This is a genomic window from Neorhizobium sp. BETTINA12A (genome assembly GCF_023006485.1).
Lineage (GTDB): Bacteria > Pseudomonadota > Alphaproteobacteria > Rhizobiales > Rhizobiaceae > Neorhizobium.
Map to the genome: position 1 here is coordinate 19051 of NZ_JALBGW010000037.1, position 16040 is coordinate 35090.

Annotated in this window: 11 protein-coding genes and 1 pseudogene; 8 read left to right on the forward strand and 4 right to left on the reverse strand. The window is 61.7% G+C overall.

Annotated features, from left to right (window positions below; all coding sequences use genetic code 11):
- Window positions 1-213: 213 nt before the first annotated feature.
- The 3 genes from MOV61_RS12590 to MOV61_RS12600 all read left to right on the forward strand — a co-directional run bounded on the left by MOV61_RS12590 (window position 214) and on the right by MOV61_RS12600 (window position 3189).
- Complete coding sequence (locus tag MOV61_RS12590; RefSeq protein WP_247136797.1) at window positions 214-996, forward strand: cyclase family protein; 783 nt, start codon at window positions 214-216, stop codon at window positions 994-996.
- Between the two features lie 64 nt (window positions 997-1060).
- The gene (locus tag MOV61_RS12595; protein WP_247136798.1) at window positions 1061-2650 is read left to right on the forward strand and encodes an NAD(P)/FAD-dependent oxidoreductase; all 1590 of its coding nucleotides are present in this window, start codon (window positions 1061-1063) and stop codon (window positions 2648-2650) included.
- Window positions 2651-2679: 29 nt separating this feature from the next.
- Window positions 2680-3189, forward strand: a complete 510-nt coding sequence (locus MOV61_RS12600) for a MarR family winged helix-turn-helix transcriptional regulator (RefSeq protein ID WP_038549831.1) — start codon at window positions 2680-2682, stop codon at window positions 3187-3189.
- A 5-nt stretch (window positions 3190-3194) separates the two neighbouring features.
- Here MOV61_RS12600 and MOV61_RS12605 read toward each other — a convergent pair whose 3' ends face one another.
- The 4 genes from MOV61_RS12605 to MOV61_RS12620 form a co-directional block, all read right to left on the reverse strand.
- Complete coding sequence (locus tag MOV61_RS12605) at window positions 3195-4565, reverse strand: AcvB/VirJ family lysyl-phosphatidylglycerol hydrolase (RefSeq protein WP_247136799.1); 1371 nt, start codon at window positions 4563-4565, stop codon at window positions 3195-3197.
- The gene (gene mprF / locus MOV61_RS12610) at window positions 4562-7144 is read right to left on the reverse strand and encodes a bifunctional lysylphosphatidylglycerol flippase/synthetase MprF (protein ID WP_247136800.1); all 2583 of its coding nucleotides are present in this window, start codon (window positions 7142-7144) and stop codon (window positions 4562-4564) included. The genes MOV61_RS12605 and mprF overlap by 4 nt, the downstream gene beginning before the upstream one ends.
- 101 nt (window positions 7145-7245) lie before the next feature.
- Complete coding sequence (locus MOV61_RS12615; RefSeq protein ID WP_247136801.1) at window positions 7246-8793, reverse strand: indolepyruvate oxidoreductase subunit beta family protein; 1548 nt, start codon at window positions 8791-8793, stop codon at window positions 7246-7248.
- A 3-nt stretch (window positions 8794-8796) separates the two neighbouring features.
- Complete coding sequence (locus tag MOV61_RS12620) at window positions 8797-10953, reverse strand: indolepyruvate ferredoxin oxidoreductase subunit alpha (protein WP_247136802.1); 2157 nt, start codon at window positions 10951-10953, stop codon at window positions 8797-8799.
- Window positions 10954-11250: 297 nt separating this feature from the next.
- On the opposite strand from MOV61_RS12620, the gene MOV61_RS12625 reads away from it, so the two are divergent.
- The 5 genes and pseudogenes from MOV61_RS12625 to MOV61_RS12645 form a co-directional block, all read left to right on the forward strand.
- On the forward strand, window positions 11251-13596 hold the full coding sequence (locus MOV61_RS12625; protein ID WP_247136803.1) for a bifunctional salicylyl-CoA 5-hydroxylase/oxidoreductase: 2346 nt from the start codon (window positions 11251-11253) through the stop codon (window positions 13594-13596).
- A gap of 10 nt (window positions 13597-13606) precedes the next feature.
- Window positions 13607-14419 carry an SDR family NAD(P)-dependent oxidoreductase gene (locus MOV61_RS12630; RefSeq protein ID WP_247136804.1) on the forward strand — a complete coding sequence of 271 codons (813 nt, stop codon included), beginning with the start codon at window positions 13607-13609 and terminating at the stop codon, window positions 14417-14419.
- Between the two features lie 42 nt (window positions 14420-14461).
- Window positions 14462-14908 (forward strand): cupin domain-containing protein, encoded by a 447-nt coding sequence (locus tag MOV61_RS12635; RefSeq protein ID WP_247136805.1) that lies wholly within the window; start codon window positions 14462-14464, stop codon window positions 14906-14908.
- A gap of 60 nt (window positions 14909-14968) precedes the next feature.
- Complete coding sequence (locus MOV61_RS12640; protein WP_247136806.1) at window positions 14969-15811, forward strand: enoyl-CoA hydratase family protein; 843 nt, start codon at window positions 14969-14971, stop codon at window positions 15809-15811.
- Window positions 15811-16040, forward strand: a pseudogene (locus tag MOV61_RS12645) (acyl-CoA dehydrogenase); the annotation flags it as partial. The gene MOV61_RS12640 and the pseudogene MOV61_RS12645, both read left to right, overlap by 1 nt.

Consider the following 16040-nt stretch of genomic DNA (forward strand, 5'->3'; position numbering starts at 1 on the left):
TCACTGAGTCCGCAACAGCCTATTTCTCACGGAAGTGATCGATGTTCTTCGATAGGGATCGACCACATAAATTTGCGCGATGCAGCCTCTCCCAGTTGCTTGCATCCTCATATTTTCTGCAATAGGCTCCCTCATCGTTCAGCGGCATCCGGAGAGGAAAACCGGCTGCTGCCCGGCTTACGAAACCGGTCAATTCAAGGGGAACCCGGCACCATGTCTTCCAGCACGCTCACCAGTCTCGCTTCCGCTCTTCTCTCCGGCTCGGTCAAGGTCGTCGACCTGACGGCGCCGCTCGGGCCGGATACCCCCGTTCTTTACCTGCCGCCTCAGTTCGGCAAGAACACGCCGAAAGTCGCCGTCCACACGATCTCCGAATACAACGAGGACGGTCCGTTCTGGGCCTGGAACTGGCTGGAACTCGGTGAGCACACCGGCACCCATTTCGATGCGCCCTGTCATTGGGTTACAGGCAAGGACAAACCGAACAACACGACCGACACCATCCCGCCGCAGAATTTCGTGGCGCCGGTCAATGTCATCGACCGTTCCAAGGAATCCGCCGAAAACCCGGATTATCTGCTGACCGTCGACAGCGTCAAGGAATGGGAAGCCGAGCATGGTGCGATCGAGGCCGGCAGTTGGGTGCTGATGCGCTCCGACTGGTACAAGCGCAACGGCTCGACCGAAACCTTCCTGAACGCAGACGAGAACGGCCCGCACTCTCCCGGCCCGACCGCCGAAGCGATCCAATACCTGATTTCGAAGGACATTATCGGCTGGGGCCAGGAAACCATCGGCACCGACGCCGGTTCGGCCGGCGGCATGAACCCGCCCTTCCCGGCCCACAACCTCATGCACGGCGCCGGCAGATATGGCCTCGCATCGCTGTCGAACCTCGATCAGCTGCCACCGAAGGGCGCCGTGCTGATCGCCGCTCCGCTGAAGCTCGTCAAGGGCACAGGCTCACCGGTCCGCGCCCTTGCGCTGATCTCCTGATCCGATCGAAGGGCCGGACCGGAAGGTTCCGGCCCTTTCCGTATCCAGCAGGAAGACGGGCGGCATGGCGGATTTCGACTACATCATCGTCGGCAGCGGCATCAACGCGCTCGTCGCCGCCGCCATGCTCGGCAAGAAGGGCAAAAAGGTCCTCGTTCTGGAGCGCAGCGACCGCATCGGTGGCTGCCTGCACACCGATGAAATCACCGAGCCCGGCTTTGTCCACGACGTGATGGCCACCACCATGGTGCTGTTCCTGACCTCGCCCGCCTACGGCGCGCTCGGCAAGGATCTTGAAGCCCGCGGCCTCGAATTCGCCCATGCCGACCTGCCGACCGGCGTGCTGTGCCCGGACGGCTCCTCCGTCATCTTCTCAAAAGATCGCCAACGCAATATCGCAACCTTCGAGGCCCTCGCAGCCGGCGACGGCAAGACGTTCGACAAGGAAATGAATGCGCTTGGCACCGATGCGGCCTTCCTGTTCTCTCTGCTCGGCGGCGCACTCTGGTCCGGCACGACGCTGAAAACGGTCGCAAGACAGGGATGGGGCAAGGGCCTGCGCCGACTCGCTGCCTGGTTCGGCGATGCACTGACACCAGCGCGCGGTTATCTCGAAACCACCTACAAGTCGGAAGGCGCTCACGCACTCTGGGCGCCCTGGGTCCTACATTGCGGCCTGGCGCCGGAAAGCGCCTATTCGGCCGAAATGGTCAAGGTCATCGGTTTTGCTATCGAACTCGCCGGCTGCCCGATCGTCAAGGGCGGCGCGGCTAACCTCGTCACCGCCTTCGAACGGCTGATCACGGATCAGGGCGGCGCGATCCGCACTGGCGCGGATGTCGAACGTATCCTTCCCGGTCCGGATAACAAGGCTGCCGGCGTGCGGCTTGCAGGCGGCGAGACGATCCACGCCGCATCCGGCGTCGTCTGCTCCACGACGCCGAACCAGATCTATGACCGGCTGCTGAAGGACTGGCCGCAGCCCGCCCCCGCAGACGTAAAGGAAAGCGTCGCACGCTACCGTTATGGCAAGGGAAACATGCAGATCCATTACGCCCTCTCCGCGCCGCCGCGCTGGAAGGGCGACCCGGAGCTCGCCAAAGTGGCGCTGCTTCACCTGACATCCGGTCTCGACGGCGTCTCGCGTGCCACCAACGAATGCGAACGCGGACTGCTGCCGGCCGAGCCGACCGTCTGCGTCGGCCAGCCCGTCAGCTTCGATCCGTCGCGCGCGCCGGACGGCAAGTCGATACTCTGGCTGCAGCTTCCCGAAGCGCCGCGCTTCATCAAGGGCGATGCGGCCGGTGAGATCGCCACACCTGCCGACGGCCGTTGGACCGATGAGCTGCGCGAACTTTATGCCGATCGCATCGAGGCTCTGCTTTCCCGCCACATCGAGAATTTTGCCGAGATGAAACTCGCCCGCCGGGCCTATTCTCCGGCCGATCTGGAGGCGATGAACATGAACCTCGTCGGCGGTGATCCCTATGGCGGCTTCTGCGGGCTCGACCAGTTTTTCCTCTGGCGGCCCTTCAAGTCGTCTGTTAACCACCGCACCCACGTGCCGGGCCTTTATCATATCGGCGCCTCGACCCATCCGGGGCCGGGACTTGCCGGCGGCTCGGGCTTTCTGCTCGCATCGTCGTTGCGTTGAAACGACGTGGTCTAGGAGACATGGATTTCATGGCGGAACGGTTTTCAGGTGTGGTGCTGCGCTGGCATCAGGAGGGCGATCAGGAAAATCGGCCGACCATGGGCGAGATCGGCCTCAACCATTTCGCACCCTATCTGATGAACCGCATCATCTCCCGCTGGAATTCCAACATGGCGGAGGAGTTGCGCGAATACGACTTGTCGACGGCCAAGATGCGCACGCTTGCGGTCCTCAGCGTCTCTGCTTCGCTCACCATCAACGAGCTTTCCGTCTTCGCCGTCATCGAACAGTCGACCATGAGCCGCACGCTCGATTCCCTCGAAGACCAGGGTTATATCCGCCGCACGCCGCGCGCCGAGGACATGCGCATCCGTGATGTGACGATCACCGAGGAAGGCCGTGCCGCCTTTGGGCGCTTCTGGCCGACCATGTATGATTCATTGCTGCGGATGTTCGACGGCATCGACGAGGAAGAATACCGCGCCTTCACAGGCACGCTGCACAAGATCCTCCTCAACATCCGCAAGCACGAGATCTGACCGGTCTATTTCGAAAGCCGGGTCTGCAGGCTGTCGCGGATGCGTTTGCCGAGCGCCTGGTAGTTCTCGTCGAAATGATGTCCGCCCTCGATCGGCACCACCTCGACGCCTTTGGTCTTCAACGTCGGGCAGGGATCGTCGTCCTCATCGGTGCCGTAGACGCATTGGATGAGCTTCGGATCGATCCTGACGATGTCGGTCATCGGATCGCCTCCCTTTCCGTCGCTTGCGACGCCGAGCCACCCGGTCACGGAAATTTCGTAATCCACCTTGTTCGACAGGCCGAGCAGCGTGATCTGCTTCACTCGCACCCGGTCTGCTGCCGGCAGGAGGTTGTAGGCGGCTGGCAGCACATCGGCGCCAAACGAATAGCCGACCAGCAAGACGTTCTGAACGTCCCATTGCCGGCGATAATATTCGATGATCTTCGCCAGATCGTCCGCAGTCGCCTGCGGCGTGCGTTCGGACCAGAAATATCGCAGCGAATCCAGCCCTATCGTCGGGATTCCCTGCGATTGCAGATAACCTCCCACTTCGCTGTCGAGGTCGCGCCACCCGCCATCGCCGGAGAAGATCACCGCCATCGTGTTCATCGCCGGCTTGGCTTGAAGCACGTTCAGCGGCAGGTCGAGCGGCTGGCTTGTACGGCCGGTAGCCGCGATGCGTGCGGCAAGCGCCTGCGAGAGCGCCACATCGGAGGTCTCGCCCGAATTGCTGAGCTCGACCTCGGGATGATCCTGTTTCAGGCGAAGGCCATGTGCCTTGCCGGCTGCATCGGCTGTAGCGGTGGAAATGATCGTCACCGCGGCCGGCAGAGCACCGTCGTCAAAACCATAAACGATGCGATCGCCGATTTTCTGCTTGGAGGCCGGCGTGCAGAGTTCCTTCGCAAGCGGGATGCCTGCCAGCGGATCGACCGCAATGGCCTCGTCGATCGTCGCATTCGGGCTCTGGGAAATCATCGCAAGCGCCAAGGCGCCGCCCTCGCCGATGCCGGCGACGATCGGGTGACGATATTGCGGATTGCCGATCCGCCGCTGCACCTGCTGCGAGACGTCCTCGATATCGGAAACCATGTAGATGCATTCGCCGTCGTCGGCGCCGAGCGACTTGATATAGGAGGGGAAATCGATGCCGACCACGGCCGCACCCGCGGCAAGCAGCTTCTGCGCCTCGGTATCCTCCCGAGCCCCCCAACCCTGCCCGCCGGAAATCAGGAAAACGATGCCTTCGAGCTCGCTGCCATTGTTCGGCACGAGGATACGCGGCTGCGGGATCAGGCCTGTATGATAGTCCTGCTGATCCTGGGCGGCGACCGGCAAGGCGCCACACAGCAGAGCGGCAAGCGCGACAAAAAAAGAACGCAGAAACATCATTTACCAACCACTCCTCTCAAGCCGCCGCCGATCAGGAGCGTTGCGTCCATCATCACGATAGCGGGGCTTACGCCCCCTGCCACAGCGAGGTAACGCGGCTCCCAGGCGGGATGGAACTTCGACTTGAAGGCTTTCAACCCTTTGAAATTGTAGAACCGTTCGCCATGCTCGAAAACAACGCTGCCGATCCGGTCCCAGGCGAGCGCAGCCTCGCGTGTGGACATGCCGGACAGCGGAGCCATGCCGAGATTGAAATGTCTATAACCGGCATCGCGAAGATATTCCATGATCTTCACGAACAGGAAATCCATCGAGCCTTTCGGCGCATCCGGCATGAAGCGCATCAAGTCGACGGTACCTTCTTGCTTCGTATCGGTGAGCGACAGCGTCGCGAAAGCGACGATGTGGCCGTCCTTCCTGAGGATCGCGACCGGCTGGGCGCTGACATAATCATCCCGGAAAGCGCCGAGCGAAAAAGTCTTCTCACGGGTATTGTGATCTTCCAGCCAGGCATCCGACACGCGCCGGAGTTCTTCGACATGCGCCATCACGTCCGGCCGCTCGATGACGGAAAACTCCAGCCCTTCGCGTGCACCCTTGTTGACGGCTTGGCGAAGCCCGGCCAGCCGACTGCCCTTGAGGTCGAAGCGGGACAGGTCGACGATCGCCAATTCACCGAGCTTGAAGGCCCTCAGCCCAGCATCGGCGCAATGAGAAAGAAGGCCGGGCGAAATCTGATAGAGCACGGCGCGACCACCCTGGGCGCGAGCTTCCTCGACGAAACGCCAAACGAGATCCGCCATCTCCTCCTGCGGTCCGACCGGATCGAAAAGCGCAATCCAGGAGCGCCCCTGGATGCCGTACATGAGGAAGGCATTGCCGCTCTCGGAGAACATCAGCCGCTTGTCGCCCATCCGCACAAGGTTGGCGTCCGCATTGTCGTGAGCCATGACGAGCCGGATTGCCCGCTCCAGATCGTCCGCTGTGGACAGAGCCGAACGTCGGGCCGCCGGCCGCAAAAGACTGAACAGGGAGATTGTGGCCGCGAAAATCGCAAGGCCAAGGACTGCGCGCAAGCCGCGCGGCGCTTCCTCGGAAAATTCGAACTGCCACCAGAGTTCGCGGCTGTAGTCCACTTCGCGATAGACGAAAAGCAGTACCGTGATCGCGGCGGCGACGACGATGAGCATGGCGGCGATCCAGCTCGGCGACAGCACCTGCCCGAACAGCGATGCCCGGCGCTTGAACTGCCGGGCGCTGAGGAACAGGCCGATCAGCAGGATAACCAGGAACGATGCCTCGAAAAGCGCGAGCGCCCGCATGAAGGCCAAAACCAGTGCCAAGGCGGTGCAGACCATGGCGGCCCACCACGCACCGTCCAGCCGCTGGCCAATGCCGCGGGCCGTGATGAACAGCAGCAGGCCTAGAATGCTGGAAAGGAAATGCGCGCCTTCGAACACCGGCAGCGGCAGGTAGTTCCCGAGGAAATTGATATCGAAATCCGGTGTCGGCGTCACGCTCGAGAAGATCAGCATTGCGCCGGCGATCATCGAGAACGTCGCCAGAAGCGGCGGCGCGAGACGAAATTCGAGCTTGCGAAGCGTCGAGGCAACGGGATGATGGGCTAGCTGGCGAACTTCGATGCCAATCACCATCAGCGTGGCGATGAGCAGCGGCAGGACGTGATAGATAACGCGGTAGAGAACGAGACTGCCGAGCACTTCGTCAAGGCTGACCCGATTGCCGAGTGCCGCTACGATCACCGTCTCGAAGACGCCGAGACCGGCTGGCACATGGCTGAGGACACCCAGGCCCACGGCGGTCGCATAGATCGCCAGGAAGGATGGCCAGCCAATTTCCGTCTGCGGCAGGAGCACGTAGAGAACCGAGGCCGAGGCGGCGATGTCGAGCGCGGTGATCAGGAACTGCTGTGAGGACGTGCGGCTATCCGGCAGACGGATGCTCAAGCTTCCGACCGAGACCGTTCGTCCGTCCCGCCCGAGGATCAGAACCGCAGTGAGCACGATGATGATCACGATTGCACCGGCGCGCACCCAATCACCGTCGATATCGAGGAGGGCGCCGATCCTCGGCGCGGTGACCAGCGATGCGAGCGCCGTGACCGCCAGAAGCCCGATGCCGAAGGCAAGTGTCACGAATGCGATGACGCGACCGATATCGTCCGGCGAAAGCCCCAGGCGCGAATAGGCGCGGAACCGGATGGCCCCGCCGCTGAGCGCTCCAAAACCGGCCGTGTTGCCGACCGCGTAAGCACTGAAGGCCGTTATCGCGACAGGCACGAACGGCAAGGAACGGCCGATATAGGTAATCGCGTTCACGTCGTATCCGACCAGTGCCGCGAAGCTCAGGGCCGTGAAGAAAACCGCAAGGCCGATCGAGGATAAACGCGTGTTGGCGAGCGCCTCGATAACATCGTCATAGCTGACCTCGGTCGTGAGGTTGTAGATTGCAAAAGTCGTGAACGCGAAAACCGCCAGCGCCGCAACGGCGATGAGGTAAGGACGGTACGTCTCAAGAATGTCTCGAAAGCGACTTGGCTGACGATCCGTGGATTCCATGTGGGCTGCCGGTACTTGCAAAAACTGGGTGTCTAGACTTCGGTCAGATACGCAGCAAAAGCAACGGGATCGCGGCTATAATGTGTCTTTATCCTTAAAACCTAAAGCGTAGAGACCGTCTTCAACGCGCCGTCGAGAGCAATGCCGCTTTCGTCCAGAAGAGCTGCCTGGCGCAGGCGCTTCATCCAGGCAGCACCGTCTTCGCGGTCCGCCAAGGTCGTCAGCGCCGACATCACCCGGTCGAACTTCGAAAGCCCACGCGCATGGGTGTCGGAATAACCATTCACCAGGCGGCGGTTGTTGATCACCTCGACCGCGAGATCGTAATTTCTCGGAAGAAGCGACATCGCGGTATTGAGCCAGGCCTCACGGTGTTCGGTCTCGCGCAAGTGCCGGAGCGTGCCACGGCGGGTGCGCCGCAACGCTGCCAGCGTATAAAGCGTCAGGAACCAGAAGAGCGTGCCGGTCTGCACGCGACGGCCCTTGTTGATGCGGCGATCGAGCCAGGCAAAGACCTTCGGGCGGTTTTCGACCCAGAGACCGAGCCGCTTCGGCATGGTTCCCACGACCTCTTCCATGCGCGGATGCATGTATTCGGTCATGTAGAGGATTTGGTCCTGCTTGACGCCGACCTCCCTGGCGACCCGATTGAAGCGGGTGCCACGGGTCTTGAGGTCCGCGACGCGGATGACATCGTCATAGGCCATGGCGACGGCGACGTATTTCGCCGACTGGACGGTGAAAGCATAATCGTGCTCGCCGCCGCCATTGGCACGATCGAGGGCATGAAGTTTGCCAACCCGATCGAGATATTCGCCGGCATAGGCCGGATCCTGGAAATCCGTGAGCTTCTTGACGCCCGCAAACAGCAGCGGCCAGGCGACCTCGGGGAATTCGGCGCGCAGGCGGTGCACCAGCCGGTCGAGATCCGGATGGCCAGCGGTTTCCGGCATCGTATCGAAACGCTTCGGCGCCATCGCGACCACTTCGTCGCGCGGCTTGGTTTTCGCCCGCTCGTAGGCGGCATTGAAAGCCCTGAGGCTGGGTTCGATGCCCTTGCCGCCGCCGCGAATTACCGCCTCGAAGGCTTCCTTCGGGAAGGGCAGCACGTCGGCTGCCGCAAGTGCGCCGAACATCGAGGCGGAAATCACGCTGCCGTTTTTCGTCGCCAGCGTATCCATGTCGAAGGCGATGGTGCGCCTGGCGGCGAAATCGGTTGCGCCGACCACCACGGTCGGGTCACCGATGCCATCGCCCGGCCTCTCCTTCTCGCCGACGGCGAAAGAACGGTGCGTCGAGGCGATCAGCGTGGTCTTGTCCGGCGTCACCAGACCGCGCAGCACGGAGCGTCCGGCTTCCATCAGTTCGGCGGCCAGCACGACATCCACATCGCCCGGCGTCGGCATCAGCGAGAAGATCGGCGACACGCCGTGGCGGGCGGGCAGCATCTCGATGTAATAGATCGTCGCGCCGGTGCGCTGGGCAACGCCCGGCACCGATGTCGACTGCGCCATCCAGTCCTGCTCTTCGGCAAGGCCGACGATCCAATCGGCCAGCACGCCGCCGCCCTGGCCGCCCATGGCCATGATCGCCAACGTCAGCGGCTTGTCGGAAGCATGGAGCGTCTTGAGGTTCACGGTCTCGTTCATCGATCAAACCTCTGCAAAAACGACGCGGCCGGCGGCACGGCGGGCCTGCAGCCAGCCGATCACCGAGCTACGGAATTTCGAGAGGAACTTGTCCCAGCCGGTCGGATTGTGGATGATATCGGCGCGATAGAACGACGGACAGAGAACGGCGGCTTCCGAAACCTCACCGCAATTGCCGCAGCCGACGCAGCTGTTGTCGATCGCCGCGACCGGATCGTCCTTCAGCGGATCATCCGTATGCTTCACCGATAGCGACGGGCAGCCGGAAAGCCGGATGCAGGCGTGATCGCCGGTGCAGACGTCCTCGTCCACCCCGAAGCGCTCCTTCACCATGCGCTTGCCGTCCTTGACCGCCTGATTGAACTGCGGCTTCACGCGGCGCTGCTTGTTCAGCATACATTCGGAAGAGGCGACGATGATCTTCGGGCCTTTTTCCTTGCTCGTCAGCGCTTCCTTCAGCGTGTCGCGCATCTTGGCGACGTCATAGGTGCGGTCGATCTGGCGCACCCAGGTGGCCCCGATGCCCTTCACCGCATTGACGATCGAATTGTTGGTCTTGCGGTTCGGGTTGATGGCGCGGGAGGAGAGAATGTCCTGCCCACCGGTCGCCGCGGAATAGAAGTTGTCGACGACGAGGATGACGCCGTCCTGTTTGTTGAACACCGCATTGCCGACCGAGGTTGCCAGGCCGTTGTGCCAGAAACCGCCATCGCCCATGACCGCGATCGAGCGCTTGTCCGCCTCGACATTGAAGGCGGAAGCGGAAGCAGGACCAAGACCGTAGCCCATCGTCGTGCCGCCGATATTGAAGGGCGGCAGGATCGAGAACAGGTGACAGCCGATATCCGCCGAGACGTGGTGTTCGCCGAGTTCCTTTTCAACCAGCTTCATGGCCGCAAAGATCGGTCGCTCCGGGCAGCCGGTGCAGAAACCGGCGGGACGCTGTGGCACGACTTCGGCCAGAGCCTTCACCTTCGGATCGTTGAGGACATCGCTCGGATCCGGCACCGGCGGCTGGTTGCCGAGCAGCAGGCGATCGTACATCTCGATGAAGGTCTTCAGCCCCTTCATCATCACTGGCGCGGTATATTCACCGCCAAGCGGCAGGATGTCCTTGCCGTGCAGGCGCGTCTGGATATCGCGGCGGCGCATCAGCGTATGGAGCGTCTGCTCGACATATTCCGGCGCGCCCTCTTCCACCATGATCACGGCCTTCTTGCCGAGACAGAAATCGACCACTTCGTCGTCGATCGTCGGATAGGCAACGTTCATCACGTAGATCGGCACCGACGAATTGCCGTAGACATCCGCAAGGCCAAGCTGCTGCAGGCCGCGCATGACGCCATTATAGAGACCGCCGAGCGTAATGATGCCGATCTCGCCTTCTTCGGGGCCGAAATGCTCGTTGAGCTTCTTCTCCTTGATGAAGTTGACGGCCGCCGGCCAGCGGCGCTCCAGCTTGTCTTTCTCTTGCCCGAAATTCGCCGGCGGCAGGACGATGCGGTTAACGTCGCGGACCGGGTTTTCGAGCGCCTGGCGCAGCGTGAATTTTGGCCGCTGGTTATCCTTGGCAACGAACTGGCCATGCACATGGCAGGCACGGATGCGCACTTCCAGCATGACCGGTGTATTCGACGCTTCGGAAAGCTGAAAACCGTCCTCGACCGCCTGGACCATCGACGGCAGGTTCGGCCGCGGGTCGAGAAGCCACATCTGCGATTTCATCGCGAACGCATGGCTGCGCTCCTGCATGATCGACGAACCTTCGCCAAAGTCTTCGCCGAGAATGATCAGCGCGCCACCATTGACGCCGCCGGAAGAAAGGTTGGAGAGCGCGTCCGACGCGACATTGGTGCCAGCCGTGGATTTCCAGGTCACAGCGCCGCGCACCGGATACATGACCGAGGCCGAGAGCATCGCCGCCGCTGCGGCTTCAGAAGCCGAGGTCTCGAAATGGACCCCGAGATCCTCCATGATGTCCTTGGCGTCAGCCAATACGTCCATCAGATGCGAGATCGGGGAGCCCTGATAGCCGCCGACATAGGAAACGCCGGATTGCAGCAGCGCCTTGGTGATGGCGAGAATGCCTTCCCCACGAAAAATCTCGCCTTCCCCAAGCTTGAGATCCTCGACTTCGCGCGCAAAAGATCGCTCGGCCATGGCAGTTCCCCTTCGCCTTGTCGGCTTCAATCCATAATCATTTGCAAAAGCATATTTTTGGCGCCGGCCATTTGTCAATTCACAAATGCCGGCGGAACGGCAAGTCTTGCTTCATTCGAACATCGAGCAGGACAGAGGAGCGCGCAACAGGTATCATTATATATGCTAATGCATATTATTTGGCCGATCCAGCATGAAAACTGCCGGAGCCGCCGCAAATCCGCTTGACGGGTCGATCAAACGCCATATAGTTTAAACTTAAAATAATGAGCGACTGAACATCAGGAGGACTTGGATATGCGCATCGTCTGTATCGGTGGCGGCCCGGCCGGTCTCTATTTCGCGCTCCTGATGAAGAAGCTGCATCCCGAGCATTCCATTTCCGTCGTCGAACGCAACAAGCCTTACGACACGTTCGGCTGGGGCGTCGTCTTCTCCGACGCCACCATGGTATCGATGAAGGCCTGGGACCCGGAGAGCGCGGCCGAAATCGAGGACGCCTTCAATCACTGGGACGATATCGAGCTGCTGTTCAAGGGCACACGCCAGCGCACCTCCGGCCACGGCTTTGTCGGCATCGGCCGCAAGAAGCTCTTGAACATCCTACAGCGCCGCTGCGAGGCGCTCGGCGTCGAGCTTGTTTTTGAAACCGATTCCAATGGCGATGTCGATTATCCGGATGCGGACCTGATCATTGCCTCGGACGGCTTCAACTCGAAGATCCGCAACCGTTATCCGGAGGTCTTCGAACCGGACCTCGTCGTGCGTCCGAACCGCTATATCTGGCTCGGCACAAACAAGCTGTTCGACGCCTTCACCTTCGATTTCCGCAAGACGGATCACGGCTGGTTTCAGGCCCATATCTACAAGTTCGACGACAAGACCTCGACCTTCATCGTCGAAACGACGGAAGAAGCTTACGAAAAGCACGGCCTTGGTCAGATGGACCAGCAGGGCTCGATCGATTTCTGCCAGGACCTGTTCTCGGAAGTCCTCGAAGGCTCCGAGCTGATGACCAATGCCCGGCATCTGCGCGGCAGCGCCTGGCTGAACTTCAACCGCCTGATCTGCGGCAAGTGGAGCCATTTCAACGGCAATTCGCATGTCGTGCTGATGGGTGATGCCGCCCATACCGCCCATTTTGCGATCGGTTCCGGTACCAAGCTCGCCATCGACGATGCGATCGAGCTCAGCAACCAGTTCAACAAGCTCGGCCATTCCAAGGACAAGATCCCGGAAGTCCTCAAAACCTACGAGGAAATCCGCCGCGTCGACGTCGCCCGCATCCAGAATGCCGCCCGCAACGCCATGGAATGGTTCGAAGTGGTCGGCCAGCGTTATGCCGATACGCTGGAGCCGGAACAGTTCATGTATTCCATGCTGACGCGCTCGCAACGTATCAGCCACGAGAATCTCCGGCTGCGCGACCCAAAATGGCTTGAAGGTTACGAGCGCTGGTTCGCCAGGAAAAACGGCATCGAGGTGACCGGCAACGGCCGCACCCTGCCGCCGATGTTCACGCCCTATTCGCTGCGCGAAACCCATCTGCCGAACCGCATCGTCATGTCGCCAATGGCCATGTACTCTGCCAAGGACGGGTTGCTGGACGATTTCCATCTGGTCCACCTCGGCTCCCGTGCGCTGGGCGGCGCCGGCCTCGTGTTTGGGGAAATGACCTGCGTCTCGCCGGATGCCCGCATCACTCCCGGCTGCCTCGGCCTCTGGAACGAGGAGCAGGCGGCCGCCTGGAAACGCTTCGTCACCTTCGTGCATGACAATTCCACCGCCAAGGTCGGCATCCAACTGGGACACGCCGGCCGCAAGGGTTCGACCAAGGTCGCCTGGGAAGGCATCGACCAGCCGGTCGAAGAAGGTGGCTGGCCGCTGATCTCCGCTTCGGCACTCCCCTACCTCAAGACCAGCCAGGTTCCGAAGGCGATGGACCGCGCCGACATGGATCGTGTCATCGCCGACCATGTGCGCTCCGCAAAGTTCGCGGCAGAAGCCGGCGCCGACTGGTTGGAACTTCACTGCGCCCACGGTTATCTTCTGTCGAGCTTCCTTTCGCCGCTCACCAACATCCGCACCGACGAATACGGCGGCAGCCACGAGAACCGCGCGCGTTATCCGCTGGAAGTCTTCAAGGCGATCCGCGACGTCTGGCCGCACAACAAGCCGATTTCCGTGCGTCTCTCCTGCCATGACTGGTTCGAGGGCGGAAACACGCCCGAAGACGCGGCGATCTACGCGCAGATGTTCAAGGATGCCGGTGCCGACCTCATCGACTGCTCGTCCGGCCAGGTGTGGAAGGAAGAAAAGCCGGTCTATGGCCGCCTTTTCCAGACACCATTCTCCGACAAGATCCGCAACGAGATCGGTATCCCGACCATCGCCGTCGGCGCGATTTCGGAGGCCGATCACGCGAACTCGATCATTGCCGCCGGCCGCGCCGATCTCTGCGCCGTCGCCCGCCCGCATCTCGCGGATCCGGCTTGGGTTCTTCACGAGGCGGCCAAGATCGGCTTGACGGACATTCCCTGGCCAAAACAGTATTATTCCGGCAAGGCGCAATACGAGACCAACCTCGCACGTGCTGCGGCCGCCGTTGCCCCTCCGGCTGTCGGCCCGGCGGCGGCGAAATAAGGAACGCATCATGAGCGAAGCGCCCTCAGCCAGACTTGCCAGTGCCAGACTTGCCGACCGTCACGCCCTCGTCACCGGTGCGGGCTCGGGCATCGGCGCGGCGATCGCGATGGCGCTGGTGGAAGCCGGTGCGCTGGTCACCCTCGCCGGCCGACGAGCCGAACCTCTGGAGGCACTTGCCGCAACGCTTGGCAGGGACAAGGTCTGCGTCGCGGACGGTTTCGACGTCACCGACGAGATGGCCATCCACAATGGCCTGAAGACGGCGCGAGCCGCGTTCGGTCCTGTCGATATCCTCGTCAACAATGCCGGCGAGGGCCCGAGCGCGCCCTTTGAAAAAACCTCGCTGGAGATGTGGAACCGCGTCATGTCGGTGGACCTCACCGGCGTATTTCTCGTGACCCAGGCCGTACTGCCGGATCTCAAGGCTTTTGGGTCAGGCGCCCGCATCATCAATATCGCCTCGACTGCGGGGCTCACCGGTTATGCCTACGTCTCGGCCTACGTGGCCGCCAAACATGGCGTCGTCGGCCTCACCCGCTCGCTGGCGCTGGAGCTCGCCAGGACCGGCATCACCGTCAACGCCGTCTGCCCTGGCTTCACGGACACGCCGCTGATCGCCCGCTCCATCGAGACGATCATCGCAAAGACCGGACGGACGGAAGAGCAGGCGCGACAAGAATTTACCAAGAACAACCCGCAGGGGCGGCTGGTGAAGCCGGAGGAAGTCGCGGACACGGTTCTGTGGCTGGCATCGCCCGGAGCGGCTTCGATCAACGGACAGGCAATCGCGGTTGCCGGGGGAGAAGTCATGGCAGGCTAGTCGGCCTCGGCATGAACCAGGGAACGAAACCGGGAGATCAAGATGCAACTGGAAAAGGGCATAACCGAGAATGGTAGCGGATATAACGGCACCAGCTGGAATATCCTCGGCCAGGTCTATTTCCCAAAGGCGGTCTGCGACGACACCTTTGCCTTTGAAACCAACAGTCTACCGGGACAGTTCGTGCCTGTGCACGTCCACCCGACCCAGGACGAATTCATCCTCGTGCAGGAGGGCGAACTCGATCTGAAGCTCGACGGCCAGTGGGTCAAGGCGAAGGCCGGAGATCTGGTGCGCATGCCGCGCGGCATCCCTCACGGTTACTTCAACAAGTCCGACAAGCCCTGCCGGGCGCTCTTCTGGGTCTCTCCGTCCGGCAAGCTCCAACAGCTTTTCGAACAGTTGCACGAAATGACCGACGTGGAGGAGATCGTGAAGGTTTCCGCCGCGCACGAGGTGGATTTCCTGCCGCCCTCCGCCAACGACTGACGCGGGAGAGGTCCTGCCGCCCGGAAAGGGACGGTCGATGAAAAGGAGAGGAGACAAGACATGAGTGACGTGATGAAGGACATGAAGCACAGTTTTCGCGACTACCAGCCGAAACATTTCCTCTGGGAAGTGAGCGAAAACGGCCGCGTCGGGACGGTTCGCCTCAATCGTCCGGAGCGCAAGAACCCGCTGACCTTCGAAAGCTATGCGGAATTGCGCGATCTTTTTCGCGATCTCGTCTACGCCTCCGATATCCGCTCGATCGTCCTGACCGGCGCCGGCGGCAATTTCTCCTCCGGCGGCGACGTGTTCGAAATCATCGAGCCGCTGACCCATATGGCGATGCCGGACCTGCTCGCCTTCACCCGCATGACCGGCGATCTCGTCAAGGCGATGAAGAAATGCCCGCAGCCGATCGTGGCTGCGGTCGACGGCATCTGCATGGGAGCGGGCGCAATCCTCGCCATGGCTTCCGACATGCGGCTGGCAACGCCCGAAACCAAGACCGCCTTCCTCTTCACCCGCGTCGGCCTTGCGGGAGCCGACATGGGGGCCTGCGGGATCCTGCCGCGCATCATCGGCCAGGGCCGCGCCGCCGAACTGCTCTTCACCGGCCGCACGATGAACGCCCGAGAAGGCGAAGCCTGGGGCTTCTTCAATACCATCCATCCTGGTGACGTTCTCGAGGCAGAGGCCGTCAAGCTCGCGCATTCGCTGGCCGATGGTCCGTGGTTCGCACATACGATGACCAAGACCATGCTGAACCAGGAATGGGCGATGGGCATCGAAGAGATGATCGAATCCGAAGCCCAGGCCCAGGCGATCTGCATGGCGACCAAGGACTTCCGCCGCGCCTTCGAGGCTTTTGCCGAAAAGCGCAAGCCGGTCTTCGAGGGCGACTGATGGCCAACCCCACGACGCTCAAAGGGCCGGCACGCGATTTCCTCGACTGGCCTTTCTTCGACGAGAGCCACAAGGCGCTCGCTGAAAAACTGGATGCCTTCGCGGCTTCAGGCGCGCTCAGCCATATCGATCATTCTGATACGGACGGCGCCTGCCGCGCGATCGTCAAAGCGCTTGGAACCGCCGGCCTTCTCGACGCGGCAACGGGTGCGGGCGGCAGCCGGTCGAT

Excerpts from the sequence above, each read along its gene's own strand:
- MOV61_RS12590 (WP_247136797.1), top strand. The coding sequence starts at position 214 with ATGTCTTCCAGCACGCTCACCAGTCTCGCTTCCGCTCTTCTCTCCGGC.
- MOV61_RS12595 (WP_247136798.1), top strand. The coding sequence starts at position 1,061 with ATGGCGGATTTCGACTACATCATCGTCGGCAGCGGCATCAACGCGCTC.
- MOV61_RS12600 (WP_038549831.1), top strand. The coding sequence starts at position 2,680 with ATGGCGGAACGGTTTTCAGGTGTGGTGCTGCGCTGGCATCAGGAGGGC.
- MOV61_RS12605 (WP_247136799.1), bottom strand. The coding sequence starts at position 4,565 with ATGATGTTTCTGCGTTCTTTTTTTGTCGCGCTTGCCGCTCTGCTGTGT.
- mprF (WP_247136800.1), bottom strand. The coding sequence starts at position 7,144 with ATGGAATCCACGGATCGTCAGCCAAGTCGCTTTCGAGACATTCTTGAG.
- MOV61_RS12615 (WP_247136801.1), bottom strand. The coding sequence starts at position 8,793 with ATGAACGAGACCGTGAACCTCAAGACGCTCCATGCTTCCGACAAGCCG.
- MOV61_RS12620 (WP_247136802.1), bottom strand. The coding sequence starts at position 10,953 with ATGGCCGAGCGATCTTTTGCGCGCGAAGTCGAGGATCTCAAGCTTGGG.
- MOV61_RS12625 (WP_247136803.1), top strand. The coding sequence starts at position 11,251 with ATGCGCATCGTCTGTATCGGTGGCGGCCCGGCCGGTCTCTATTTCGCG.
- MOV61_RS12630 (WP_247136804.1), top strand. The coding sequence starts at position 13,607 with ATGAGCGAAGCGCCCTCAGCCAGACTTGCCAGTGCCAGACTTGCCGAC.
- MOV61_RS12635 (WP_247136805.1), top strand. The coding sequence starts at position 14,462 with ATGCAACTGGAAAAGGGCATAACCGAGAATGGTAGCGGATATAACGGC.
- MOV61_RS12640 (WP_247136806.1), top strand. The coding sequence starts at position 14,969 with ATGAGTGACGTGATGAAGGACATGAAGCACAGTTTTCGCGACTACCAG.